We start from the raw sequence: 25,887 nt of genomic DNA, 5'->3' as shown, positions 1-25,887 counted from the left end.
GCATGACGGTCAGAGCGGCCTGGCTCACGCCGGGCGACCAGACTCGTGAGGACACCCGGCTGACCCTCTCCGGCCTGCTCACCATCAACGCGAGCACGGCCGAGAACGTCCCCCTGAAGGCACGCGGCGGCATCGTCCCCGGCGGTTTCGCGCTCACCGGCGCCACCGGGACGATGACGTTCACGATCGGCACCGGCCGCGCCTTCGTCCAGAGCTCCCGCATCCTCCAGGGCGCCTATCCGGTCGCGGTGACCGATCCCGAGACCCTGACCGTGCCGGACGGCGACGCCCAGTACGGCCGGATCGACCTGGTCGAACTCGCCGTACTGGACGACGACTACGACGGAACGGGCTCGACCACCGCGCTGTTACGGCTGGTCAAGGGCACCCCGGCGGCCGTCCCCACCGCCCCCGTCACCCCGAACGGCAACGCCGTCCCCCTCTACCGGATAGCGGTCCCGGCCGGCGCCTCGGCGGGGAACGGCGGTCTGTCGTGGACCACGGCGGTCACCAACCTCCGTTATTCCACGGCCGCGTTGGGCGGGATCGTCCCGGCGTCGGGCTTCGAGGGCGCCTATCCCGGGCAGTACCGCGACACCCCGGGCACGTTCCAGCGGTGGGACGGCTCGGCCTGGGTGTCGTACCCGAAGGCGGTGGGCGGCATCGCGCCCATCGGGGCGCTGACGACGGGCAGTTACGCCGGTCAGTACCAGGAGAACGCGTCCGGTCTCCTTCAGCGCTGGGACGGCTCCAACTGGCAGTACGCGGAGGGTCGTTCAAAGATCCTGCTGAGCGTGGAGCAGACCACCGCCCAGTCCGTCACCTCCGGCCCCTGGACGCAGATCACCCTCCAGACGACGGACGTCGACGACGTCACCGGCTGGTCGGGGTCGAACACCTACACCGTGCCGAGGGCGGGCTGGTGGCGGGTGAGCTGCACCCTCACCTGGTTCAACGAGTCCACGACCGGTTCGCGCGGCGCCCGGATCCACCAGAACGGCGCCGGAGTCCCCCGCGCCACCTGGCTGGTGGGAGCCGGCCCGGGCGCCACCAGCGTCACCGGCACGGCCCTCCTCAAGTGCGCGGCGGGCGACAAGCTCGCCCTCCACGGCCTCCAGAACTCCGGCACCACCCTCACCACCCTCGGCGGCTCGGGCTACGCCACCAGCTTCGCCGCGGAGTGGCTGCGCACCTGAACCGCCGCGCGTCCGGGGCCAGTCGCCCCGCCGGGGATCGACCGGGACGGCCCACGCACCGCAGCCCCACCATCTCACCCCCTCCACCACAGGAGCCCGTACATGAACCTCCGCAGCGCATGGGTGGCCGAGACCGGCCAGACCCGCGAGGACACCCGTCTGACCCAGCTCGGCGCGACCACTCCCGTCAATCCCCTGGAGGTCCGCTCCGGCATCCTCCCGGGTTCGTACGACGGCCTCTACCGCATGTCCGGCTTCTGGCTGGAGGGCGCGGCGGGCGCCATGTCGGCGACGGTCCACGAGGGACGCGCCGTCATCGCGGCGGGCGCCACCCGGGGCGCCTACCCGGTCACCCTCCCCGAGCCGTCCGCCCTGACCTTCACCGACGGCGACGCCACCAACCCCCGTATCGACCTGGTCGTCCTGCGGATCTACGACTCGCTCTACGACAACTCCGGCCAGACGAAGGCCGCCCTGGAGATCATCAAGGGCACCCCGGCCGCCACCCCCGTCGCCCCGGTGATCCCCGGCATCGGCCTCGCGCTCTACCAGGTCAGGGTCGCCGCGGGCATCAGCGCGGGCAGGGGCGGTATCACCTGGAGCACCGACGTCACCGACCTGCGCACCCCCGTCGTGGCGGTCGGCGGCATCCTCCCGGCGTACGGCGAGACCGGCAACGGCGCCTATCCGGGCCAGTTCCGCGACTCGGGCGGGGCGCTTCAGCGCTGGGACGGCTCGGCCTGGGTGTCGTACCCGAGCGCCCTGGGCGGGATCGCCCCGGCCGGCGCGGTCACCACCGCGAGCTACACCGGCCAGTACCGCGACACCTCCGGCGGTGTGCTCCAGCGCTGGAACGGCACCGCCTGGGTGAACTACCTGCCCGCGCCGACCTGGACGGACTACACCCCGGTGTGGGGAGCCGAGACCGGCGCCGCGCCCGTGGTCGGCAACGGCACGCTGGCGGGGTCGTACGCGAAGCTCGGGACGGTCGTGCACGTCCGGATCTATCTGAAGATCGGCTCGACGACCAACCTGGCCGCCCAGGACGCGAACGCGAACTGGACGTTCCGGCTGCCGTTCGCGCCGAACGGCACCGCGTGGAAGCTCGACGGCCGGGTGCTGAACGCGGAGGCCTACGACTCGTCGGCGCTGCTCTTCTACCAGGGCAGCGGCCTGCTCACGTCGACCAGCGGTGTCGGCTACGTCCGCTCGCTGCGCGACACCTCCGGCACCAGCACCGGCATCTGGGACAAGTCGCTGCCCTACGCCTGGGCGGTCGGCGACGTGCTGTCGATCCACGGCACGTACGAGTCCGCGTCGTGACGGTTCGTCGCGGACAGCTGCGACGCGTGGAGCCAGTCCTCTGACATCCCCTCAACCACCCACTCATTGATTGGAGTTCGACCATGGCCGTTCGCTCCGGCTGGCTCTCCCCGGACAGCCAGACCCGCGAGGACACCCGGCTCGTCTCGCTCGGTGCCCTCACCCCCACCTCGCCCGTCGCCACCCGCTCCGGCATCCTCCCGGGCTCCCCCGACGGCCAGTTCCGCATCACCGGCTTCACCCTGACCGGCACCGCGAGCAGCATGCGCGCCTCGGTCAGCCCCGGCCGCGCGGTCATCCAGTCCACCGACAGCCGCGGCGCCTACCCGGTCGCCCTGACCGAGTACCTGAACGTCACCTTCGCCGACGGCGACGCCCAGTACGGCCGGATCGACCTGCTCGTCCTGCGGATCTACGACGACCTCTACGACGGCTCGGGCCGCAGCGAGGCCGTCGTCGAGATCGTCCAGGGCACCCCCGCGGCCACCCCGGCGGTCCCGGCCACCCCCGACCTCGCCATCCCGCTCTACCAGATCGCCGTACCGAAGAACACGAGCGCGGGCACCGGCGGCATCGCCTGGGCCACCGCCCTCACCGGCGTCCGCAACGCGACGGTCGGCCTCGGCGGCATCCTCCCGGTCACCACCGACACCGCGAACGGCGCCTACCCGGGCCAGTACCGGGACGTGAGCGGCCAGTTGCAGCGCTGGAACGGCACCGCCTGGTCCGACTACCCGGTGCTGCCGACCTGGCAGAGCTGGACCCCGGCCTGGACCACCAACAGCGGTTCGGCGACCCCGTCCTTCGGCAACGCCTCGGTGAGCTGCCGGTACGTGAAGTTCGGTACGACCGTGCACCTGAACTTCCAGATCATCTTCGGCAGCACCACCACCTTCGGCACCAACCCCACCACCAACGACAACTGGCGCTTCTCGCTGCCGGTCGCCGCGGCCGCGACCCGGATGTCGATCGGCTTCGCCGAACTGTCGGCCAACACCGCGGGCAACCGCGTCATGGCCCGGCTCTACCCCACCACCACCGGGACCTTCGAGCTCGTCACCTCCTCAGGCCAGGGCACGGCCGTCGCCCTCACCAACACCGGTGGAGTGGACTCCCTCTCCCCGTGGACCTGGGCGAACGGCCACACCATCTTCGGGTCGGCGACCTACGAGGCCGCCGTATGACCACCGTCAACACGCCCTACCGGGCGATCTTCTGCGACCTGCGCACCGACAACACCATCGACATCCTGCCGCTGCGCGATGTCACCGTCGACGACTACATCGGCAAGGCCGGCTCGCTCTCGGGCACCATCCCGGTGCCGGACGCGGCGATGGCCGCCCGGGTCCGCCGGATCGAGGAGGGCCGCACCTCGGTCTACCTCCAGCGCGGCAGCGACCTGTGGTGGGGCGGCATCGTCTGGACCAGCACCCTCCAGAGCGACGACCAGGGCGTCCTCACCCTCGGTGTCCAGGCGGCGACCTTCGAGTCGTACGCGGGACGGCGCGTGATCCGGGCGCCCACACCGGAGTACGACGAGGACTACCAACTGGCGCTCCACGGTGACCAGTTGGATGTGGCCCGGGCCCTGTGGACCGACCTCCAGACCGCGCTGCCCGGCGGCGACATCGGCGTCACCTACGGCACCGAGACCTCCGGCGTGACCCGCTCGGCGAGCTACCGCGACGGCGACGAGACGGTCTACCTCGACGCGCTGGACGCCCTGGCCGCGCTGGAGAACGGCTTCGAGCACTACATCTCGGTGTACACGGACCCGACGACCGGCGCCCGGGTGCGCCGCCTCCGGCTCGGCAGCCCGAAGATCCTCACCGGCGCCACCGACCTGGTGATGGACCGCCCGGGCACGATCCTGGCGTACTCCTTCCCGCGCGACGCGACCCGCGGCGGCACCACCGACCGGGCCCGCGGCGCCTCCACCAACAGCGACCAGGCCAGCGAGTCCCGGCCGCTCTGCTCGACGGTCGCGGTGGCCAACGACCTGATCGGACAAGCGGGTTATCCCCGCATCGACCTGACCTCGGACCACAACGACATCACCGACACGGCCACCCTGACCGCCCTCGCCCGCACCGAACTGGCCGCCGCGACCGGCGCGGTGGTGATCCCCGAGATCAGCGTCCGCCTCGACGACCTGGTCCCGTCCGCGCTGATCGGCCGCACGGCCCGCATCCGGATCACCGACGAGTGGTACGCCGAGGGCCTCGACACCCGCTACCGGATCATCGGCGTCAAGGTCAGCCCCGCCCAGCGCGGCCGGCCCGACACCGCCGACCTCTACCTGGAGGAGGTCTGATGCCCCAGCTCCCCGAGGACATCATCGACCGGCTCACCCAGATGGAGCGCCGCATCCAGCAGCTCTCCACCGCCGTCAACACCCGCCCCGCCCTCAACACCGTCTCCGGCGGCACCCTGGAGGTCGGCCCGGCCACCGGCTCCCCGATCTTCAAGGTCGGCAAGTGGCCCGGCACCAGCGAGTACCGCATGGAACTCCGCCGCCAGACCGGCACCCGCGCCATGAGCATGTACAACGGCGACGGCACCGCCACCTCCGCCCAGCCCCTGCGGATCTACGACATCGCCGAGCGCGAGCTGATCTCGGACGACGTCGCCACCGGCGGTCTCGCCCGGCCCTGGCTGAACCTGCTGCCGCCGCAGGACGCGGCCGTCACCCGCTGGCCGCAGACTACGGCGACCACGATGACGACCATCGCGATGTCCTACAACGTCGTCTGGCAGCCGAAGATGCGGCTCCTCATGAACACCCGCGCCAGCTCCGGCGCCACCGGCTCCGTCCAGCTCCTCGTCAACGGCGCCCAGTGGGGCACCGTCGTCGCCGCCGGCGCCGACTTCGACCAGTCGGGCCCGGTCGCCTCCGACTTCTCCGCGGCCTACGGCGGCCTGCTCAAGGTCGAGGTCCAGGCCCAGGTCACCAGCGCCTCCGGCACCGTCTACGTCAACCCCGTACTGATGTACGGCCGCCAGACCTGAGGAAGGACAGCCCATGGACATCGACCCCACCCAGCCCTGGGGCCTCGCCATCGACTTCGCGGGCCGCGCCACCATCACCGAGGCCGGCCACACCGTCTACGTCAACGTCTCCGACTCCAGCTACAACAGCGTCATCGCCCCCGACTCGGTCACCGGCCTCTACTCCCCGGTCACCGTCACCGCCCAGTTCACCGAGTCCGGCCCCGGCGCCGCCACCCTCCGCGGCAGCGGCCGCGTCACCGTCCTCCCGGTCGGCACCAACCCGGTGGTCCCCGACCCCACAGCGGCCCAACAGGCGGTCGCCGCAGCCCTGGCCAACTTCGTGGACAACACGGCGGCATACACAACCCTCTGCGCCAAGTGGACCCCACCGGACACGCCCCCGGGAGACGGCGACGGCAACGGCAACGGCGAACCAACAGCAGCGGCAACTCCCTAGGGGCGCGGGGAACTGCGCGACCAGCCCCCACCCACCCGCACCCCGCACACAACCCGAGCCCCCACCCCAGGCCCGGGTTTTTTCATGCCCACCCCGCCGACCAAGAAGGCACCCCATGGCCCAACCCCTCTCCCCGGACACCCTGATCGCAGCCCTCAAAGCCGAGGGCATCACCGTCGTCGAACACCCCGGCTGGCGCACCAACAACCGCAACAGCAAAGGCAGTTGGGGCCCAGTGAACGGCGTCGTCATCCACCACACCGTCACCACCGGCACCACCCCCTCCGTCAACCTCTGCTACAACGGCCACTCGGAACTCCCCGGCCCCCTCTGCCACGGCGTCATCGCCAAGGACGGCACCGTCCACCTCGTCGGCAACGGCCGAGCCAACCACGCGGGCAGCGGCGACGGCGCCGTACTGAAGGCCGTCATCGCCCAGAGCCCCACCCTCCCCGCCCCGAACCGGAACGACACGGACGGCAACGTCCACTTCTACGGCTTCGAGTGCGTCAACCTCGGCGACGGCAAGGACCCCTGGCCCGCGGTCCAGCTGGACGCGATGGTCCGGGCCTCGGCCGCACTCTGCCGGGCACACGGCTGGAACGCCCACTCGGTGATCGGCCACAAGGAGTGGACGAACACCAAGATCGACCCGCGGGGCTTCACGATGGCCGGCTTCCGCAGCCGCGTCGCCACCCGCCTCGGCACCAAGGTCACCCCGCCCGCCAAACCGGCCCACCAGCCCTTCCCCGGCGCGGACTGGTTCAAGAAGAACCCCGAGTCCGCGATCGTCACCGCGATGGGCAAGCGCCTGGTCGCCGTCGGCTGCTCGGCGTACACCACAGGTCCCGGCCCCCGGTGGACCACCGCGGACCGCGCCTCCTACGCCAAGTGGCAGCGCAAGCTCGGCTACACCGGCACCGCCGCCGACGGCTGGCCCGGCGCCACCTCCTGGGCCGCGCTGAAAGTCCCGTACAGCTCCTGAACCGCTCGGAAGGACGAGGTCCACCCATGTCAGAGGCCGCCAAGCGCACCCTCCGTACCGTTCTACAGACCGCTGTCGGCCTGTGTGTCCTGCTCCCGGCGGTCGTCGACGCCGCCGGTGTCCCGGACACCCTGCCCTGGGTGGCCGCGGCGCTGGCCGTCGCCGCCGGCGTCACCAGGGTCATGGCCCTGCCCGCCGTACAGGCCCTGCTGCCCTCCTGGCTGCGCACCGACGTGCCCGCGGCCGGGGACGGCGCGCTGCTGAAGCTGGTCAAGGCCGAGCCGGGACGGGAGGACATGTGAACGAATCCTCCTCCCTGTCCGACCCGCTCGCCGTCGCCGTGGAACTGGAACGGCTGCGCGGAACCGTCGAGGCCGGCTTCGCCCGCGTCGACGGCTCGCTCGCGCTGCTGGTCCAGCGCAGCGACCAGACCGACCGCCAGCTCGCCGACCACGAACAGCGGCTGGACGCCCTGGAACGCTCCCGCTGGCCGCTCGCCAGCATCGGCGCCCTGGCCGCGATCGCCACGGTGGTGGTCACGGCCTGGGAGCTGACACCGCACTGAGAAACGCCGAAGGGCGGCACCCCGCACGGGGTGCCGCCCTTCGACTCGTTTCAGCTACTCACTGGTTGTACGGACCGTAGTCGTAGTCCTCCAGCGGGACGGCCTGGCCGGAGCCCGTGCCGAACGGCGAGTAGTCGATGTCGTCGTAGCCGACGGCCGAGTACATCGCGGCCTTGGCTTCCTCGGTCGGCTCGACCCGGATGTTGCGGTAGCGGGACAGGCCCGTACCGGCCGGGATGAGCTTACCGATGATGACGTTCTCCTTGAGGCCGATCAGGGAGTCGGACTTGGCGTTGATCGCCGCGTCCGTCAGAACCCTGGTCGTCTCCTGGAAGGACGCCGCCGACAGCCAGGACTCCGTGGCCAGCGAGGCCTTGGTGATACCCATGAGCTGCGGACGACCGGAGGCCGGGTGACCGCCCTCCTGCACCACACGACGGTTCTCCTGCTCGAAGCGGGAGCGCTCGACCAGCTCGCCGGGCAGCAGCTCGGCGTCGCCGGACTCGATGATCGTCACACGGCGGAGCATCTGCCGGATGATGATCTCGATGTGCTTGTCGTGGATCGACACACCCTGCGAGTTGTACACCTTCTGGACCTCGCCGACCAGGTGGACCTGGACGGCACGCTGACCCAGGATGCGCAGCACGTCGTGCGGGTTGGTGGCACCCACGGTGAGCTTCTGGCCCACCTCGACGTGCTCGCCCTCGCTGACCAGAAGACGGGCACGTTTCGAGATCGGGAACGCCGTCTCGTCGCTGCCGTCGTCCGGGGTGACGACGATCTTCTTGGTCTTCTCGGTCTCCTCGATCCGCACGCGGCCCTGGGCCTCGGAGATCGGGGCGACACCCTTCGGCGTACGAGCCTCGAAGAGCTCGACGACACGGGGCAGACCCTGGGTGATGTCGTCACCGGCCACACCACCGGTGTGGAAGGTACGCATCGTCAGCTGCGTGCCGGGCTCACCGATGGACTGGGCGGCGATGATGCCGACCGCCTCACCGATGTCGACCAGCTTGCCGGTGGCCAGCGAGCGGCCGTAGCACATGGCGCAGGTGCCGACGGCGGACTCGCAGGTCAGGACCGAGCGGGTCTTGACCGTCTCGATGCCGTGCTTGACCAGCTCGTCGATGAGGACGTCGCCGAGGTCGGTGTTGGCCGGGGCCAGCACCTTGCCGTCGACGGTGATGTCCTCGGCCAGCGCACGGGCGTACACGCTGGTCTCGACGTTGTCGGCCTTGCGCAGGACGCCGTCCGCGCCGCGCTCCGCGATGTGCAGCTTGAGGCCGCGGTCGGTGCCGCAGTCCTCCTCGCGGATGATGACGTCCTGGGAGACGTCGACCAGACGACGGGTGAGGTAACCCGAGTCGGCGGTACGCAGCGCGGTGTCGGCCAGACCCTTACGGGCACCGTGGGTGGAGATGAAGTACTCCAGCACGGACAGGCCTTCACGGAAGGACGCCTTGATGGGACGGGGAATCGTCTCGTTCTTGGCGTTCGACACCAGACCACGCATACCGGCGATCTGACGCATCTGCATCATGTTTCCTCGGGCACCCGAGTCAACCATCATGAAGATGGGGTTGGTCTTCGGGAAGTTCGCGTTCATCGCCTCGGCGACCTCGTTGGTCGCCTTGGTCCAGATCGCGATGAGCTCCTGAGTGCGCTCTTCCTTGGTGATCAGACCGCGCTCGTACTGCTTCTGGACCTTCTCGTCCTGCGCCTCGTAACCCTTGACGATCTCCTTCTTCGCCTCGGGAACGACGACGTCGGAGATGGCCACGGTGACACCGGAACGGGTCGCCCAGAAGAAGCCGGCCGCCTTCAGGTTGTCGAGCGTCGCCGCCACGATGACCTTGGGGTAGCGCTCGGCCAGGTCGTTGACGATCTCGGAGAGCTGCTTCTTGCCCACCGAGTAGTCGACGAACGGGTAGTCCTCGGGCAGCAGCTCGTTGAAGAGCGCGCGGCCCAGGGTCGTACGGAGGCGGAAGGTGTCACCCTGCTGCCACTCGGGCTCGCCCTCCTCGCGGACCGGCGGCACCCAGCCACGCGGCGGGATGGTGCCCACCGGGAAGCGGATGTCGACGGGCGACTGGAGCGCCAGCTCGCCGGCGTCGAACGCCATCGTCGCCTCGGCCGTGGAGCCGAACGCGCGGCCCTCGCCCTTGACGTCGCGGAGCTCACCGTCGGTGGTGAGGAAGAACAGACCGAGGACCATGTCCTGGGTCGGCATCGTCACCGGACGGCCGTCGGCGGGCTTCAGGATGTTGTTCGAGGACAGCATCAGGATGCGGGCCTCGGCCTGCGCCTCCGCGGAGAGCGGCAGGTGCACGGCCATCTGGTCACCGTCGAAGTCCGCGTTGAACGCGGTGCAGACGAGCGGGTGGATCTGGATGGCCTTGCCCTCGACCAGCTGCGGCTCGAAGGCCTGGATGCCGAGGCGGTGCAGCGTGGGCGCACGGTTCAGCAGGACCGGGTGCTCCGCGATGACCTCTTCGAGGACGTCGTAGACCACCGTGCGGCCGCGCTCGACCATCCGCTTCGCCGACTTGATGTTCTGCGCGTGGTTCAGGTCGACCAGGCGCTTCATCACGAACGGCTTGAAGAGCTCCAGCGCCATGGCCTTCGGCAGACCGCACTGGTGGAGCTTCAGCTGCGGACCGACGACGATCACGGAACGCGCGGAGTAGTCCACGCGCTTGCCGAGCAGGTTCTGACGGAAGCGACCCTGCTTGCCCTTGAGCATGTCGGACAGCGACTTCAGCGGACGGTTGCCGGGGCCCGTCACCGGGCGGCCACGACGGCCGTTGTCGAAGAGCGCGTCGACGGCCTCCTGGAGCATGCGCTTCTCGTTGTTCACGATGATCTCGGGGGCACCGAGGTCGAGAAGGCGCTTCAGGCGGTTGTTGCGGTTGATCACACGGCGGTACAGGTCGTTCAGGTCGGAGGTCGCGAAGCGGCCACCGTCCAGCTGCACCATCGGGCGGAGGTCCGGCGGGATGACCGGGACGCAGTCGAGGACCATGCCCTTGGGGCTGTTGGAGGTCTGCAGGAACGCGGACACCACCTTGAGCCGCTTCAGCGCACGGGTCTTCTTCTGGCCCTTGCCGGTGCGGATGATCTCGCGGAGGCGCTCGGCCTCCTCGTCGAGGTCGAAGGACTCCAGGCGCTTCTGGAGCGCCGCGGCACCCATCGAACCGTCGAAGTACGTGCCGAAGCGGTCACGCAGCTCGCGGTAGAGGAGCTCGTCGCCCTCGAGGTCCTGGACCTTGAGGTTCTTGAACCGGGTCCACACCTCGTCCAGGCGGTCGATCTCGCGCTGCGCACGGTCGCGCAGCTGCTTCATCTCCCGCTCGGCGCCTTCGCGCACCTTGCGGCGCACGTCGGCCTTGGCGCCCTCGGCCTCCAGCTCGGCCAGGTCGGTCTCGAGCTTCTTGGCACGGGCCTCGAGGTCGGAGTCACGCCGGTTCTCGACCTGCTGACGCTCCACGGAGACGTGCGCCTCCAGCGAGGGCAGGTCACGCGTGCGGCGCTCTTCGTCGACGAACGTGATCATGTACGCCGCGAAGTAGATGACCTTCTCGAGGTCCTTCGGGGCGAGGTCGAGCAGGTATCCCAGACGGGACGGGACACCCTTGAAGTACCAGATGTGGGTGACGGGCGCGGCCAGTTCGATGTGGCCCATCCGCTCACGGCGCACCTTGGCGCGGGTCACCTCGACGCCGCAGCGCTCACAGATGATGCCCTTGAAGCGGACGCGCTTGTACTTGCCGCAGTAGCACTCCCAGTCCCGGGTCGGACCGAAGATCTTCTCGCAGAAGAGTCCGTCCTTTTCGGGCTTGAGCGTGCGGTAGTTGATGGTCTCGGGCTTCTTGACCTCGCCGTGGCTCCACTGACGGATGTCGTCAGCGGTTGCCAGACCGATCCGGAGCTCATCGAAGAAGTTGACGTCGAGCACTATGCGTCAATCCCTCTCAGGGTTGTAAGTCTTGGGGTCTGATACGGGGGTCCTGGGGCCGGAGACCTGCGCGCGGCAGGTCTCCGGACTCCCGTCAGACCTCTTCGACGCTGCTCGGCTCGCGCCGGGACAGGTCGATGCCGAGCTCCTCCGCTGCGCGGAAGACATCCTCGTCGGTGTCACGCATCTCGATGGACATACCGTCACTGGACAGCACCTCCACGTTCAGGCAGAGCGACTGCATCTCCTTGATGAGCACCTTGAAGGACTCGGGGATGCCGGGCTCGGGGATGTTCTCGCCCTTGACGATGGCCTCGTAGACCTTCACGCGGCCGGTGACGTCGTCGGACTTGATGGTGAGCAGCTCCTGGAGGGCGTACGCGGCGCCGTATGCCTCCAGCGCCCACACCTCCATCTCGCCGAAGCGCTGACCGCCGAACTGCGCCTTACCACCCAGCGGCTGCTGGGTGATCATCGAGTACGGACCGGTCGAACGGGCGTGCAGCTTGTCGTCGACCAGGTGGTGCAGCTTCAGGATGTACATGTAGCCGACCGAGATCGGCTCCGGGAACGGCTCGCCGGAGCGGCCGTCGAACAGCGGGGCCTTGCCGGTCGGGAGCACCATGCGCTCTCCGTCGCGGTTCGGGATCGTGTGCTGAAGCAGACCCGCGAGCTCGTCCTCACGCGCACCGTCGAAGACGGGGGTGGCGACGTTCGTACCCGGGACGACCTGGTCGGCACCGATGGCCTGTAGGCGCTGCGCCCATTCCTCGCCGAGCCCGGAGACGTCCCAGCCGCGGCTGGCGAGCCAGCCGAGGTGGATCTCCAGGACCTGTCCCGGGTTCATTCGGGACGGGACACCCAGCGGGTTCAGGATGATGTCGACCGGAGTCCCGTCCTCGAGGAACGGCATGTCCTCGATGGGCAGGATCTTCGAGATGACACCCTTGTTGCCGTGTCGGCCGGCCAGCTTGTCGCCGTCGGTGATCTTGCGCTTCTGCGCAACATACACCCGGACCAACTGGTTGACGCCCGGCGGCAGTTCGTCGCCCTCCTCGCGGTCGAAGACGCGGACGCCGATGACCTTGCCGATCTCGCCGTGCGGCACCTTCAGCGAGGTGTCGCGCACCTCGCGCGCCTTCTCACCGAAGATCGCGCGGAGCAGGCGCTCCTCGGGGGTCAGCTCGGTCTCACCCTTGGGCGTGACCTTGCCGACGAGGATGTCACCGGCGACGACCTCGGCACCGATCCGGATGATGCCGCGCTCGTCGAGGTCGGCGAGGACCTCCTCGGAGACGTTCGGGATGTCCCGGGTGATCTCCTCGGGGCCCAGCTTGGTGTCACGGGCGTCGACCTCGTGCTCCTCGATGTGGATCGAGGAGAGGACGTCGTCCTGGACGAGGCGCTGCGACAGGATGATCGCGTCCTCGTAGTTGTGACCCTCCCAGGGCATGAACGCCACGAGCAGGTTCTTGCCGAGCGCCATCTCGCCGAACTCGGTCGCGGGACCGTCGGCCAGCACCTGGCCGGCGATGACCCGGGCGCCCTCGTCCACGACAACCTTCTGGTTGACGGAGGTGCCCTGGTTCGAGCGGGAGAACTTCGCGAGGCGGTACGTGGTGTACGTGCCGTCGTCGTTGGCGGTGGTGATGTAGTCCGCGGAGACCTCCTGGACCACACCGTCCTTCTCCGACTTCAGGACGTCACCGGCGTCGACCGCGCAGCGGTACTCCATGCCGGTGCCGACCAGCGGCGCCTCGGACTTGATCAGCGGCACCGCCTGACGCATCATGTTCGCGCCCATGAGGGCACGGTTGGCGTCGTCGTGCTCCAGGAACGGGATCATCGCGGTCGCGACGGACACCATCTGGCGCGGGGAGACGTCCATGTAGTCGACGTCGTCACCGGGGACGTAGTCGACCTCTCCGCCACGGCGGCGGACCAGGACGCGGGTCTCCTCGAACCGGAAGTCGTCCCCGAGCGGCGCGTTGGCCTGCGCGATGACGAATCGGTCCTCTTCGTCGGCGGTCAGGTAGTCGACCTCGTCGGTGACGACACCGTCGGTGACCCGGCGGTACGGCGTCTCGACGAAACCGAACGCGTTGACCCGGCCGTAGGAGGCGAGCGAGCCGATCAGGCCGATGTTCGGGCCTTCAGGGGTCTCGATCGGGCACATGCGGCCGTAGTGCGAGGGGTGCACGTCACGGACCTCGAAGCCGGCCCGCTCACGGGAGAGACCACCCGGGCCAAGAGCCGACAGACGGCGCTTGTGGGTGAGACCCGACAGCGGGTTGTTCTGGTCCATGAACTGCGACAGCTGGCTGGTGCCGAAGAACTCCTTGATGGAGGCGACGACCGGCCGGATGTTGATCAGGGTCTGCGGCGTGATCGCCTCGACGTCCTGGGTCGTCATCCGCTCGCGGACGACACGCTCCATACGCGCCAGGCCCGTACGGACCTGGTTCTGGATGAGCTCGCCGACGTTGCGCAGACGGCGGTTGCCGAAGTGGTCGATGTCGTCGGTCTCGACGACGATCGTCGTGCCGTTGTCACCGACGGTCTCGGTCTCACCGGCGTGCAGCTTCACCAGGTACTTGATCGACGAGATGATGTCCTCGACGGTCAGCACACCGGCGTCGAGCGGGGCTTCGCCGCCCAGCTTCTTGTTGACCTTGTAGCGGCCGACCTTGGCGAGGTCGTAGCGCTTCGGGTTGAAGTAGAGGTTCTCCAGAAGCGTCTGCGCGGCCTCGCGGGTCGGGGGCTCGCCCGGACGCAGCTTGCGGTAGATGTCGAGGAGCGCGTCGTCCTGGCCCTGGGTGTGGTCCTTCTCCAGGGTGGCGCGCATGGACTCGTACTCGCCGAACTCCTCGAGGATCTGCTCGGTCGTCCAACCGAGAGCCTTGAGCAGGACGGTGACGGACTGCTTGCGCTTGCGGTCGATGCGGACACCGACCATGTCGCGCTTGTCGATCTCCATCTCCAGCCAGGCACCCCGGGACGGGATCACCTTGGCGGAGAAGATGTCCTTGTCGGACGTCTTGTCGATCGAGGAGTCGAAGTAGACACCCGGCGAACGGACCAGCTGCGACACGACGACACGCTCGGTGCCGTTGATGACGAAGGTGCCCTTGTTGGTCATGAGCGGGAAGTCGCCCATGAAGACCGTCTGGGACTTGATCTCGCCGGTCTCGTTGTTGGTGAATTCAGCGGTTACGAAGAGCGGGGCGGCGTACGTGAAGTCGCGCTCCTTGCACTCGTCGATGCTGTTCTTGGGAGGTTCGAAACGGTGGTCGCGGAAGGTCAGCGACATCGACCCGGAGAAGTCCTCGATCGGAGAGATCTCCTCGAAGATCTCCTCCAGACCGGACTTGGTGGGGACGTCCTGACCCGACTCCAGAGCCGCCTCGACCCGACTCTGCCAGGCGGTGTTGCCGAGCAGCCAGTCGAAGCTCTCGGTCTGCAACGCGAGCAGGTTGGGAACCTCGAGGGGCTCCTTGATCTTTGCAAAGGAGATGCGCAGCGGGGCGGTGCTGGCGCCGTTGTTCATATTCGCGGTCGAGGCAGTGCGCGAGGCGGCCAAGAGGGGGTCCTTCCGAGGGCTCGGACTCACTACGCGCGTACCGGCCCCTCTCAGGGGCAAGGAGACACGGACTTCCTGAGACGGCCCGGAAAGGCCAGGTCAGAGATGGTCCGGTCATCGATGCTCAAGTGAGGGCATGCCCCTGGTGACGGGCAGGGAGCAGCTAACAGGCAGCGCAAAGGGTCAGTGTAGCCACTCGGCGCACTGATGTCCAGCCCCGCTTTTTTGAGACCCTCGTCGTGCTCAACACCCTCGGCAAGCTCACGTCCTCAACGCGTTGATACTGCCCTCTTCGCCGCCGATCCATGCCTCGGATTCGGATCGTTGTGACGACGCGTCCTGAGAATTGCGCGCTGCGTGCGGTTCGTCAAGGCCTCCATGGCCCACACCACATGCCACCAGGGCTGCCCGGAGGCACGAAGAAGATCACCATACTCCGCGAACCCCTGACCGCAAGGCTGCCGCTCACCCGACCCGGGAACGCCGAAGAGCGACCACCCAGATGGATGATCGCTCTTCGGGGGTGAGGCGTTACAAGGTCCTTGGGACCCCGTTCACGGCCTCGAGGGTGTTACTTGACCTCGACCGAGGCGCCGGCGCCCTTGAGGGACTCGGCGGCCTTCTCGGCGGCCTCCTTGGCGACCTTCTCGAGGACGGGCTTCGGGGCGCCGTCCACGAGGTCCTTGGCCTCCTTGAGACCCAGGGAGGTCAGCTCACGCACGACCTTGATGACCTGGATCTTCTTCTCGCCGGCGCCGGTGAGGATGACGTCGAACTCGTCCTGCTCCTCAGCGGCCTCGACCGGGGCGCCGGGGGCGGCGGGGCCGGCAACGGCGACCGCGGCGGCGGCGGTGACGTCGAACTTCTCCTCGAACGCCTTCACGAACTCGGAAAGCTGGATGAGGGTCATGGTCTCGAACTCGGCGAGCAGTTCGTCCTGGGTGAGAGCCACGATGGCTTCCTTCCACTAATTTCGGCTGGTGCCGGTGTGTACATGTCTGGCGGGCGTACGTTCGGCCCGCTACGACCGTTGCCGTGCGGCGCGGAGCCTCAGGCGGCGGTCATGCTGCGAGCCGAATTACTCGGCACCGCCCTGCTCTTCTTGCTTGGCGCGAAGGGCGTCCACCGTGCGGACGAGCTTCGACGGGAGCGCCTGGAAGAGCTGCGCAGCCTGCGTCTGCTTGCCCTTGAAGGCACCCGCCAGCTTGGAGAGCAGAACCTCGCGGGACTCGAGGTCCGCGAGCTTCTTGATCTCGTCGGCGGACAGCGCCTTGCCGTCAAGGACACCGCCCTTGATGACGAGGTTCGGGTTGTCCTTGGCGAAGTCACGAAGACCCTTCGCCGACTCCACCGGGTCACCGGTGATGAAGGCGACCGCCGTCGGACCGTTGAACAGGTCGTCGAGCGTGTTGATCCCGGCCTCGTTGGCCGCAATCTTGGTCAGCGTGTTCTTCACCACGGCGTACTGGGCGTTCTCACCGAGCGAACGACGCAGCGTCTTGAGCTGCGCCACGGTGAGACCCCGGTACTCGGTCAGCACGGCGGCGTTCGAGTCGCGGAACTGTCCCGCGAGCTCGGCTACCGCGGCAGCCTTGTCGGGCCTTGCCATAGAGCGTCGGCCTCCTTCCGGGTGATGAGGACCGCTCAGAAGGGGCTGGGACAGAGAAAACGCCCCGGCGCAGGCGCACGGGGCGTAGCTCGACCGGAAACAGCATTCCGGGAGCACATCCAGTTCACCTGCGCGGGTCGTCCACTGTTCAGCGGATCCTTCGGTCACCACACCCTTGGGAGGCACGGCAACGACCAGCGGTCTTTGGCTTCTGGAGCAGAGTACGTGAACGCCGCAGGCTCAAGCAAATCCGCCCGTACGGCTCAGCCCTGGGCGCTCTTCATCAGCTCGGCGAGGTCGGTGGTGTCCTTCGCGGGCGGGGCGGTGACCGTCACCGGCCGGTTCAGGCCGAGGAAGGTGACCGTCAGGTCCAGCGGGCCCTTGTCGCCCTCGCCGCGCATCCGGAACCGCTTGGCGCGGTGGTCGCCGTCGACCCACATGTCCATGGTGATCGCGTCGACGCCCATCTTCTCGTACTGCCCGACGCTCCTCTCGCGCTGCTCCGCGGTGGCCTTGCCCTCGCTCTTGGCGGCGGCCCTGACGTCGGCGAGGGTGACCTTGCCGGCGTAGTGGGTGGTGCGCACTCCGTCGACGGTCTCGGTGCCGACCTTCTTCACGTCCTTGGCGCCGGTGAGGAAGGCGGTCTCGGCGGCCGGGTTCTTGTCGGCCTCGGCGGCGCCCATCGCGTTGGCGGTCAGGTCGGCGCCCGCGCCTCCGAGGGCGGACATGTCGAGCTTCACCCAGCTCTTGCCGCCCAGTTCCTTCGCCGTCCCGGGGCCGCCGTTGAGGTAGAGCGCCTTGCCGACGAGGCGCAGCTGGACCGTCCCGCCGGACGTGGACGAGGTCATCTTCATGCTCATGGCCTGCGGCTCGGTGGTCATCGCGGCCTCGGCCTCGACGGTCCCCTCGCCGGGCATCTCGCCGGCCATCCGGTAGCGGAGCGACGTGATGTCCTGCGTCTTCTTCGCCGCTGCGGCGACGGCCGCGGCGGGCGCCATGTCCGGCGAGCGGTCCGCGGCGGTCTTCGAGCAGCCGACCGCTCCCCCGGCGAGGAGCAGGGCGGCGAGCCCGGCACCGGTGACGCCGCGGCGCGTGGACCGACGTACGGGAGACCTCATGTGTTTCCCCCCAGGGAACAGAACGCGACGGCCGCGAAGAACCCATGGGACACAGGGAACGCATGGCCGATGCACAGCGAGAGCCGTGAGCCTAACCCCGGGCGGTGCCGGGGGTCTCCCGAATTCCCTTGGGCCCGGCCGGAGTTGGGCCCTGCTCAGGAGCTCGTGCCGGACCCCGTCGCCGTGTCGCCGCTGCCCGGGGTCAGGCCCTGCTTCTTCAGCAGTGCCGTGAAGTCCTCGGTGTCGCTCGCCGGGGGTACCGTCGCGTCGGCCTTCACTCCATAGTCGCTGTAGTACGCGGTCTGGGTGTACTGGCCCGACGACATCTGGCCCTTCTCGGTCTTCTTGACCAGGAGGTCCTGGGCGTTGATCCAGATGTCGACGTGCTCGGTGGTGACGCCGGCCGCGGTGAGCTGCTTCTTCAGGGCGGCGAGCTGGCTGGCGGTGAGGTTCGAGTTCCTGGCGGCGAGGTCGGCGACGTCGACCGTGCCCGCGTAGTGCGTGGTCCGCTGGCCGCGGACCGACTCCGTACCGACCTTCGTGACGTCACCGGAGGCGAGCAGGAGCTTCACCGACTGGTTCGGCGTCGAGTTCTGTATCTGGTCCTTGAGGTACGCGCCGGAGCTGCCGCCGAGTTTGGCCAGGTCGTCGTAGGCGTACTTGAGCCAGTGCTTGCCGTCGGCCTGCGCGGCGAACTTCTCGCCCATCTTGGCGTAGTACGCGTCCGGCAGATAGCGGGCCTCCATCGATGTGCTGCCCGCCGCGCGCATCGTGTCGGCCAGGGTGCCGCCGGTGTACGTCATCGTGAGGGTGCCGGTGAGGCCGTGGCCCCAGCCGAGGTTCCCCTTGGCGTCCATGGACATCAGGGAGCCCATCACGGTGGACGACTCGACCTTCGCGGAGTCCGCCTTGTCGGTGGACTGCTCGGCGCTGCGCAGGGCCGCGATGGGGCTCACCCGCGTCACGCCCTTGCCGAGGGCCTTGTCGTCCTTGCCGGAGCCCCCGGAGGAACCCGAGGAGCCACAGGCGGCCACCGAGGCCAGCGCGGTGGCCACCGCGATCGAGAGTCCCACCCGGCGCACGGTCGTGCTCTTCATCGGTCCCCACCCCTATGCGATTGCTGTGCCTGCCAAGAACGCTAGCGCAGGGCACTGACACCCCGTCCGAAAAGAGGACGAGCCCCGCAACCCGAAGGTTGCGGGGCTCGTCCGATGCTGACGCGCGCTGGACGCGGCTGCCGGGGTGAGCGCGAGACTCAGACGGCGGCCGGGTCCTCCTCGACGAGGAGGTTGCGGGTGCGGTTCGGGTCGACCGGAATGCCGGGGCCGATCGTGGTGCTGATCGCGGCCTTCTTGATGTAGCGACCCTTGGCGGCGGACGGCTTCAGACGGAGGATCTCGTCCAGGGCCGCGCCGTAGTTCTCCACCAGCTGGGTGTCGTCGAAGGACGACTTGCCGATGATGAAGTGCAGGTTCGAGTGCTTGTCGACGCGGAACTCGATCTTTCCGCCCTTGATCTCGTTGACGGCCTTCGCCACGTCCGGCGTCACGGTGCCGGTCTTGGGGTTCGGCATGAGACCACGGGGACCGAGCACGCGGCCGAGGCGGCCGACCTTGCCCATGAGGTCCGGGGTGGCGACGACGGCGTCGAAGTCCAGCCGGCCCTTCGCCACCTCGTCGATGAGTTCGTCGGAACCGACGATGTCGGCGCCTGCGGCGGTCGCGGCCTCGGCACGGTCACCGGTCGCGAAGACCAGGACCCGGGCGGTCTTGCCGGTGCCGTGCGGGAGGTTCACGGTGCCGCGGACCATCTGGTCGGCCTTGCGCGGGTCGACACCCAGACGGAAGGCGACCTCGACGGTGCCGTCGAACTTGGAGGTGGAGGTCTCCTTGGCGAGACGGACGGCCTCGAGCGGGGCGTACAGCTTCTCCCGGTCGATCTTGGCGTCCGCAGCGCGGAGAGACTTGCTGCGCTTGCTCACTACTGCTCCTGTGTGTGTTCTGAGGAGTCGTGGTGTGGGCCGAGCAGGCCCTGCCACGGTTTTTCCTACGAGGTGAAGGTCAGCCCTCGACCGTGATGCCCATGGAACGGGCGGTGCCGGCGATGATCTTCGACGCGGCGTCCAGGTCGTTGGCGTTCAGGTCGGGCAGCTTGGTCGTGGCGATCTCACGGACCTGCGCCTGGGTGATCTTGGCGACCTTGGTCTTGTGCGGCTCGCCGGAGCCCTTCTCGACACCCGCGGCCTTGAGGATCATCTTCGCGGCCGGCGGAGTCTTGGTGATGAAGGTGAAGGAGCGGTCTTCGTAGACCGTGATCTCCACCGGGATCACCCAGCCACGCTGCGACTCGGTCGCCGCGTTGTAGGCCTTGCAGAACTCCATGATGTTGACGCCGTGCTGACCCAGCGCGGGGCCGACCGGCGGAGCCGGGTTGGCCGCGCCGGCCTGGATCTGGAGCTTGATGAGCCCCGTGACCTTCTTCTTCTTGGGAGGCATGTGCTCTCTCCGGGTCCTAGTGAGAGTGTTCGGCTTCCGTCCGGTTAATCCGGATGGAGGCATACCGCACAACGATAACGGGTATCTGTGCGCGGCTAAAAACCGAGCAGGTCAGACGGGCTTTTGACAGCCCGTCTGACCTGCTCGGAAGACGTTGGTCCAGGAAGAACTAGTTCTTCTGGATCTGGTCGAAGGAGAGCTCCACCGGCGTCTCGCGGCCGAAGATCTCGACGAGACCCTTGACCTTCTTCGAGTCGGGGTTGATCTCGTTGATCGTCGCCTGGAGCGTCGCGAACGGGCCGTCCGTGACGGTGACCGAGTCGCCGACCTCGAAGTCCAGCACCTGGACCTCGACCTTGCGCTGCGGAACCGGCTTGCCCTCGGCCTCGGCGGCCTCACGCGCGGCCTTCTCCTCGGCCTCCGGGGCGAGCATCTTGACGATCTCGTCCAGGGTCAGCGGGTACGGGTCGTAGGCGTTGCCCACGAAGCCGGTGACGCCGGGGGTGTTGCGGACGACGCCCCAGGACTCGTTCGTCAGGTCCATGCGGACCAGGACGTAGCCCGGGAGCTTGTTCTGCTTGATGGTCTTGCGGTCGCCGTTCTTGATCTGGACGACCTCTTCCTGCGGCACCTCGGCCGCGAAGATGTAGTCCTCGACGTTCAGCGAGACGGCGCGCTGCTCCAGGTTGGTCTTCACGCGGTTCTCGTAACCGGCGTACGTGTGGATGACGTACCACTCGCCGGGAAGGAGACGCAGTTCCTCGCGCAGGGCGGCGACGGGGTCGACGGGCTCGGCCGGTTCGGCCTCTTCCTCGTCGTCCTCGGCCGCGGTCTCGTCGTCGAGGTCCTCGGCCGCTTCCTCGTCCTCGTCCTCGACGCGCACGGCGGCTTCCTCGGCGGGCTCGCCCGCGTCGGCGTCTGCAGCCTCGACCTCGTCCAGCTCCTCGTCCGCGCCCTCGACGATGTCGAGTTCGTCTTCCACGGACTCGTCCGGCTCGACGGCCTCGTTCAGGTTCGGGTCAGACACGTGGCTGCTTCTTCCTGGATACATGGGGGTGGAACACGCGAAAGGGGCGCCGGTCAGGGCGCCCTTCGCTTCCGGCCTCAGCCGAAGACGTACTTCGCGGCGTGATTGAGTCCATAGTCAATCACGGTCACCAGACCGATCATGATGACGACGAAGACGATCACGACGGTCGTGTACGTCGTCAGCTGGTTGCGCGTCGGCCAGACGACCTTGCGGAGCTCCGCGACGATCTGGCGGTAGAAGATGCCGAGGCGCTTCAGCGGGCCCTTCTTGGCGCGCTTGCCACCCTTGCGGGGCTTCTTCTTGGACTCCGACACCTCGTCCTGGGCATCAGGCATGTCGATGGAGCCCACGGCGTCCGCCATTCATCCTCACCTGTTCCCGGGTCGTGGCCGTGCCGCGCCCGGTCTGAGCCGCACGGCGGTGCATTGCTGTACGTACATGCGCTGCGCACACATCCTGGTGAAGGTGTGTGTAGCAGGGCCGGAGGGACTTGAACCCCCAACCGCCGGTTTTGGAGACCGGTGCTCTACCAATTGAGCTACGACCCTTTGTGACGTCCCCAACGTACCGCATCCGCCCGGGTGCTCGGTGTCCACCAAGCGGGGCACGGCTGTTGAAGGCCAACGAGCTAGGAGTGTACGTGCTCCGGCGCCGGTCGTCGAACAGAAAGTGCCTGTACGGGGATTGCCGGAGGAAGATCACCCAGGCCGGGGCGGGAATCCGGACGGTTGTTCAGTGCCTTCCCCATCCTGTTCAGTCTGTGAAACCGGTGTGCCGGGCGGGTTTCCGGTCTGAAACGATGGACCCCATGAGCGCCTCAACCCCTCCCACCGAGCGCCGGGTCTCCGCCCGAGTCGGCGCGATCTCCGAGTCCGCCACCCTCGCCGTGGACGCCAAGGCCAAGGCCCTCAAGGCCGCCGGACGTCCGGTGATCGGCTTCGGCGCGGGTGAACCGGACTTCCCGACCCCGGACTACGTCGTCCAGGCCGCCATCGAGGCCTGCTCGAACCCCAAGTACCACCGCTACACCCCGGCCGGCGGTCTCCCGGAGCTGAAGTCCGCGATCGCGGCGAAGACGCTGCGCGACTCGGGCTACGAGGTGGACGCCTCGCAGATCCTCGTCACCAACGGCGGCAAGCAGGCCATCTACGAGGCCTTCGCCGCGATCCTCGACCCGGGCGACGAGGTCATCGTCCCGGCGCCGTACTGGACGACGTACCCGGAGTCGATCCGCCTCGCGGGCGGTGTCCCCGTGGACGTCGTCGCCGACGAGACGACCGGCTACCGCGTCACCGTCGAGCAGCTGGAGGCGGCCCGCACGGAGAACACCAAGGTCGTCCTCTTCGTCTCGCCGTCCAACCCGACCGGCGCCGTCTACAGCGAGGCCGAGGCCGAGGCGATCGGCCGCTGGGCCGTCGAGCACGGCCTGTGGGTCATGACGGACGAGATCTACGAGCACCTCGTCTACGGCGACGCCAAGTTCACCTCGCTGCCCGCGATCCTCCCGGAGCTGCGTGACAAGTGCATTGTGGTCAACGGCGTCGCCAAGACGTACGCCATGACCGGCTGGCGGGTGGGCTGGATCATCGGCCCGAAGGACGTCGTCAAGGCCGCGACGAACCTCCAGTCGCACGCCACCTCGAACGTCTCGAACGTGGCCCAGGTCGCCGCGCTGGCCGCCGTCTCCGGTGACCTGAAGGCCGTCGCGGAGATGCGCGAGGCCTTCGACCGCCGCCGGAAGACGATCGTGCGCATGCTCAACGAGATCGACGGCGTGCTCTGCCCCGAGCCCGAGGGCGCGTTCTACGCCTACCCGTCGGTCAAGGCGCTGCTGGGCAAGGAGATCCGCGGCAAGCGCCCGCAGGACTCGGTCGAGCTGGCCGCGCTGATTCTGGAGGAGGCCGAGGTCGCGGTCGTCCCGGGCGAGGCCTTCGGGACCCCCGGTTACCTGCGGCTGTCGTACGCCCTGGGTGACGAGGACCTCGTCGAGGGCGTCAGCCGTATCCAGAAGCTGCTGGCGGAGGCCACGGACTGAGTTTTCGTGTCTCCACGCGTGTGTGCGGGCCGTTTCCCCTCCGGGGAGGCGGCCCGCTGCTTTGTGCGAGCAAGACCACGATCGGGGAAAGTGGTACCGGGACGGCGGAAACGTACGGCAGGATTCCCAGATGGAGCGTGTACGTGATGTCTCTGAACTGCCGAAAGCCCATCTGCACCTGCACTTCACCGGGTCGATGCGGCCGACCACCGTGCTGGAGCTGGCCGACAAGTACGGCGTGCGCCTGCCCGACGCCCTCACCGAGGCGCTGACCAGCGGGGAGCCGCCGAGGCTGCGGGCGACGGACGAGCGGGGCTGGTTCCGTTTCCAGCGGCTGTACGACGCGGCGCGGTCGTGTCTGCGGGAGCCCGAGGACATCCAGCGGCTGGTGCGCGAGGCCGCCGAGGAGGACGTCAGGGACGGCTCGGGCTGGCTGGAGATCCAGGTGGACCCGACGTCGTACGCGCCACGCCTGGGCGGGCTGATCCCGGCCCTGGAGGTCATTCTGGACGCGGTGGAGACGACCTCCCGGGAGACCGGGCTCGGGATGCGGGTCCTGGTGGCCGCGAACCGGATGAAGCACCCCCTGGACGCGCGGACCCTGGCCCGGCTCGCGGTGCGGTACGCGGACCAGGGTGTGGTCGGTTTCGGGCTCTCGAACGACGAACGCCGGGGTATGGCACGGGACTTCGACCGGGCCTTCGCGATCGCCCAGGAGGGCGGTCTGCTGTCGGCGCCGCACGGCGGCGAGCTGGCGGGACCGGCCTCGGTGCGGGACTGCCTGGACGACCTGCACGCGACCCGGATCGGCCACGGTGTGCGCGCGGCGGAGGACCCGCGGCTGCTGAAGCGGCTCGCCGACCGGGGCATCACCTGCGAGGTGTGCCCGGCGTCGAACGTGGCCCTGGGCGTCTACGAGAAGCCCGAGGACGTGCCCCTGAGGACCCTCTTCGAAGCGGGTGTCCCGCTGGCCCTGGGCGCCGACGACCCGCTCCTGTTCGGCTCCCGGCTGGCGGCCCAGTACGAGATCGCCCGCCGGTACCACGGCTTCACGGACCGCGAACTCGCCGAACTGGCCCGGCAGTCGGTCCGCGGCTCGGCCGCCCCGGAGGACATGAAGACCAAGCTCCTGTCGGGCATCGACGACTGGCTCACCGCCCCGGTCGCTTGAAGTGGGCGTAGGGCGGATACGGCTTGAAACAGATCGCGACCTCGGGGTGGCGCGAGCCGTCCCGGTAGGGGACCAGTTCGCCGCCCAGGGAGGTCATGAACGCCGAGCGCCCCTTGACGACCCCCTTCTCCCGCGGTCCCCAGCCGGCCGCGTGGGCGAAGTGGGCGGCGGCGGTGGCGAGCACGTCACGGCCGCCGATGAGGAAGTACGTACGCGCGTGCGTGCTGTGCCGCAACTGCCCACGGGCGTACGGCCGCTCCTCCCACGCGCGCGCGTGCCGCTCGGTACGGGCCTCGTCCGTGCGCACGGTGAGCGGGGTGCCCCGCCCCAGCGACCGCCGCAGCCCGGGCCACCTGGAGGGCCGTAGCCCCGCCTCCTGGTGGGCCACCACCAGGTCGACCAGTTCCCCGCACCCCTCGTCGGGCGGCACGCCGTCCCGCAGCGGGATGTGCACGATGGTGTGCCGGGAGTACGCGGCGAACGAGAACAGCCCGGCCAGCCGGCTCAGCCCGTCGTGGTCCCCCATGAGCATCCCGAACGGTGCCGGGTCGCGCAGTGAGGTGTGGCGCAGGGGCTGCCACGGCTGGACGACCCGGTGTTCGTGCGGGCCGGTCCGGGGCCTGAACTCGCGGAGTCTCAGCTCCATCGGGGATGCCTCATGGGGCAAGGGTCGCGGTCAGGCGGGGTCCCCGGCAACGGAGATTCCGCCCAGCAGCGTCCGGGCCAGGCGGGGCGCGAACTCGTCCACGGGAGGGCGGGCGCCGGTCTCCGCGGCCTCGTAGGCGAACGCGCGCTGTGCGCAGGCGCCCAGGAGGAGGGACGCAGCCGCGAAAGTGTCGGCGTCGGGGCGGACGCGGCCGACGGCCTGTTCGGCCCGCAGATAGGCGTCCAGGGCCTCGATCGGCTTGTGCGGGCCGGAGCCGAGCTGCCGCAGGACCTCGTCGTGGCGCCGCTTGAGCTGGGTCTCGGCGTACAGGGAGGCCGCGATCGGGAAGCTCTGCTCGTAGAAGAGGGCCGCCTGGCGGGCGATCTCCGTGAGGTTGTTCTCCAGGGAGTGCTGTCCGGGTTCGGCGGCCAGGCTGCGCAGGAGCGGGGTCAGCTGGGGCAGCCGTTCCGCGAGGACGCGGATGAACAGCTCCTCCTTGCTCGCGAAGTACTTGTAGAGCGCTGCTTCGGAGCAGCCCGCCGTCTTCGCGATCTCCTTGGTGGTCGCCTTGGCCAGGCCGACGGTGAGCATCAGCGCGTGCGCGGCGTCGAGGATGCGGACCCGGGCGGGCTTCAGGGTTTCCATGAACGGTCCGTTCGGACTTGACGGGTGGGTGAGTGCTTGCCCACCCTAGAGGCAGGCAGAGGTGAGTGAATACTCACCCACCT

23 protein-coding genes and 1 tRNA gene are annotated in these 25,887 nt (G+C 68.7%); 11 read left to right on the top strand and 13 right to left on the bottom strand.

The features are described from left to right. Window positions 1-2 precede the first annotated feature (2 nt). The 9 genes from ACIRB1_RS30830 to ACIRB1_RS30790 all read left to right on the top strand — a co-directional run bounded on the left by ACIRB1_RS30830 (window position 3) and on the right by ACIRB1_RS30790 (window position 7,517). Complete coding sequence (locus ACIRB1_RS30830; RefSeq protein WP_403467712.1) at window positions 3-1,196, top strand: hypothetical protein; 1,194 nt, start codon at window positions 3-5, stop codon at window positions 1,194-1,196. Window positions 1,197-1,298: 102 nt separating this feature from the next. After that, window positions 1,299-2,519 (top strand): hypothetical protein, encoded by a 1,221-nt coding sequence (locus ACIRB1_RS30825; protein ID WP_403467711.1) that lies wholly within the window; start codon window positions 1,299-1,301, stop codon window positions 2,517-2,519. An 83-nt stretch (window positions 2,520-2,602) separates the two neighbouring features. Continuing rightward, complete coding sequence (locus ACIRB1_RS30820) at window positions 2,603-3,703, top strand: hypothetical protein (RefSeq protein WP_403467710.1); 1,101 nt, start codon at window positions 2,603-2,605, stop codon at window positions 3,701-3,703. Then, entirely contained in the window at window positions 3,700-4,833 is a 1,134-nt protein-coding gene (locus ACIRB1_RS30815) for a hypothetical protein (RefSeq protein WP_403467709.1), read from the top strand. Before ACIRB1_RS30820 ends, ACIRB1_RS30815 begins: the two co-directional genes overlap by 4 nt. Continuing rightward, on the top strand, window positions 4,833-5,528 hold the full coding sequence (locus ACIRB1_RS30810) for a hypothetical protein (protein ID WP_403467708.1): 696 nt from the start codon (window positions 4,833-4,835) through the stop codon (window positions 5,526-5,528). Before ACIRB1_RS30815 ends, ACIRB1_RS30810 begins: the two co-directional genes overlap by 1 nt. Before the next feature lie 13 nt (window positions 5,529-5,541). Next, entirely contained in the window at window positions 5,542-5,967 is a 426-nt protein-coding gene (locus tag ACIRB1_RS30805) for an ATP-binding protein (protein ID WP_403467707.1), read from the top strand. Window positions 5,968-6,082: 115 nt separating this feature from the next. Beyond that, window positions 6,083-6,952 (top strand): peptidoglycan-binding protein, encoded by an 870-nt coding sequence (locus ACIRB1_RS30800; protein WP_403467706.1) that lies wholly within the window; start codon window positions 6,083-6,085, stop codon window positions 6,950-6,952. 26 nt (window positions 6,953-6,978) lie between these two features. Next, window positions 6,979-7,254 (top strand): hypothetical protein, encoded by a 276-nt coding sequence (locus ACIRB1_RS30795; RefSeq protein ID WP_403467705.1) that lies wholly within the window; start codon window positions 6,979-6,981, stop codon window positions 7,252-7,254. After that, complete coding sequence (locus ACIRB1_RS30790; RefSeq protein WP_352184862.1) at window positions 7,251-7,517, top strand: hypothetical protein; 267 nt, start codon at window positions 7,251-7,253, stop codon at window positions 7,515-7,517. Before ACIRB1_RS30795 ends, ACIRB1_RS30790 begins: the two co-directional genes overlap by 4 nt. A gap of 58 nt (window positions 7,518-7,575) precedes the next feature. Here ACIRB1_RS30790 and ACIRB1_RS30785 read toward each other — a convergent pair whose 3' ends face one another. The 11 genes from ACIRB1_RS30785 to ACIRB1_RS30735 all read right to left on the bottom strand — a co-directional run bounded on the left by ACIRB1_RS30785 (window position 7,576) and on the right by ACIRB1_RS30735 (window position 21,855). Beyond that, window positions 7,576-11,475: a DNA-directed RNA polymerase subunit beta' gene (locus tag ACIRB1_RS30785; RefSeq protein WP_352184861.1), complete on the bottom strand. Its 3,900-nt coding sequence runs from the start codon at window positions 11,473-11,475 to the stop codon at window positions 7,576-7,578. Between the two features lie 94 nt (window positions 11,476-11,569). Next, window positions 11,570-15,055: a DNA-directed RNA polymerase subunit beta gene (rpoB, locus tag ACIRB1_RS30780; protein WP_352184860.1), complete on the bottom strand. Its 3,486-nt coding sequence runs from the start codon at window positions 15,053-15,055 to the stop codon at window positions 11,570-11,572. A 571-nt stretch (window positions 15,056-15,626) separates the two neighbouring features. Continuing rightward, complete coding sequence (gene rplL / locus ACIRB1_RS30775) at window positions 15,627-16,010, bottom strand: 50S ribosomal protein L7/L12 (RefSeq protein ID WP_352184925.1); 384 nt, start codon at window positions 16,008-16,010, stop codon at window positions 15,627-15,629. Between the two features lie 123 nt (window positions 16,011-16,133). Beyond that, window positions 16,134-16,664: a 50S ribosomal protein L10 gene (rplJ, locus tag ACIRB1_RS30770; protein ID WP_328830971.1), complete on the bottom strand. Its 531-nt coding sequence runs from the start codon at window positions 16,662-16,664 to the stop codon at window positions 16,134-16,136. A 263-nt stretch (window positions 16,665-16,927) separates the two neighbouring features. Then, a complete protein-coding gene (locus ACIRB1_RS30765; protein WP_403467704.1) occupies window positions 16,928-17,782 on the bottom strand; it encodes a DUF1396 domain-containing protein in 855 nt (284 codons plus the stop codon). 155 nt (window positions 17,783-17,937) lie between these two features. Further along, window positions 17,938-18,879, bottom strand: a complete 942-nt coding sequence (locus ACIRB1_RS30760; protein ID WP_352184858.1) for a hypothetical protein — start codon at window positions 18,877-18,879, stop codon at window positions 17,938-17,940. 158 nt (window positions 18,880-19,037) lie between these two features. Continuing rightward, on the bottom strand, window positions 19,038-19,763 hold the full coding sequence (gene rplA / locus ACIRB1_RS30755; RefSeq protein ID WP_352184857.1) for a 50S ribosomal protein L1: 726 nt from the start codon (window positions 19,761-19,763) through the stop codon (window positions 19,038-19,040). Between the two features lie 79 nt (window positions 19,764-19,842). Beyond that, window positions 19,843-20,277, bottom strand: coding sequence for a 50S ribosomal protein L11 (rplK, locus tag ACIRB1_RS30750; protein ID WP_010986329.1), 435 nt, complete (start codon window positions 20,275-20,277; stop codon window positions 19,843-19,845). A gap of 169 nt (window positions 20,278-20,446) precedes the next feature. Next, window positions 20,447-21,304, bottom strand: coding sequence for a transcription termination/antitermination protein NusG (gene nusG, locus ACIRB1_RS30745; protein WP_352184856.1), 858 nt, complete (start codon window positions 21,302-21,304; stop codon window positions 20,447-20,449). Between the two features lie 77 nt (window positions 21,305-21,381). After that, window positions 21,382-21,669 carry a preprotein translocase subunit SecE gene (secE, locus tag ACIRB1_RS30740; RefSeq protein WP_266769433.1) on the bottom strand — a complete coding sequence of 96 codons (288 nt, stop codon included), beginning with the start codon at window positions 21,667-21,669 and terminating at the stop codon, window positions 21,382-21,384. A 113-nt stretch (window positions 21,670-21,782) separates the two neighbouring features. Beyond that, window positions 21,783-21,855 (bottom strand) — tRNA-Trp (locus ACIRB1_RS30735). A gap of 260 nt (window positions 21,856-22,115) precedes the next feature. Between ACIRB1_RS30735 and ACIRB1_RS30730 the strand changes: the two genes are divergently transcribed. Next, entirely contained in the window at window positions 22,116-23,342 is a 1,227-nt protein-coding gene (locus ACIRB1_RS30730; protein ID WP_329554512.1) for a pyridoxal phosphate-dependent aminotransferase, read from the top strand. Window positions 23,343-23,472: 130 nt separating this feature from the next. Next, window positions 23,473-24,513, top strand: a complete 1,041-nt coding sequence (locus ACIRB1_RS30725; protein WP_403467703.1) for an adenosine deaminase — start codon at window positions 23,473-23,475, stop codon at window positions 24,511-24,513. On the opposite strand, the gene ACIRB1_RS30720 is transcribed toward ACIRB1_RS30725, so the two are convergent. Further along, window positions 24,494-25,159 (bottom strand): hypothetical protein, encoded by a 666-nt coding sequence (locus tag ACIRB1_RS30720; protein WP_403467702.1) that lies wholly within the window; start codon window positions 25,157-25,159, stop codon window positions 24,494-24,496. The genes ACIRB1_RS30725 and ACIRB1_RS30720 overlap by 20 nt on opposite strands. A 30-nt stretch (window positions 25,160-25,189) precedes the next feature. Further along, window positions 25,190-25,804, bottom strand: a complete 615-nt coding sequence (locus tag ACIRB1_RS30715) for a TetR/AcrR family transcriptional regulator (protein ID WP_403467701.1) — start codon at window positions 25,802-25,804, stop codon at window positions 25,190-25,192. Between the last annotated feature and the right edge of the window lie 83 nt (window positions 25,805-25,887).

The sequence above is a fragment of the Streptomyces sp. NPDC096013 genome, from assembly GCF_044763565.1.
GTDB lineage: Bacteria > Actinomycetota > Actinomycetes > Streptomycetales > Streptomycetaceae > Streptomyces.
Note: the sequence above shows the minus strand (reverse complement) of the source record. Positions and strands in the feature narration are given on the sequence as shown.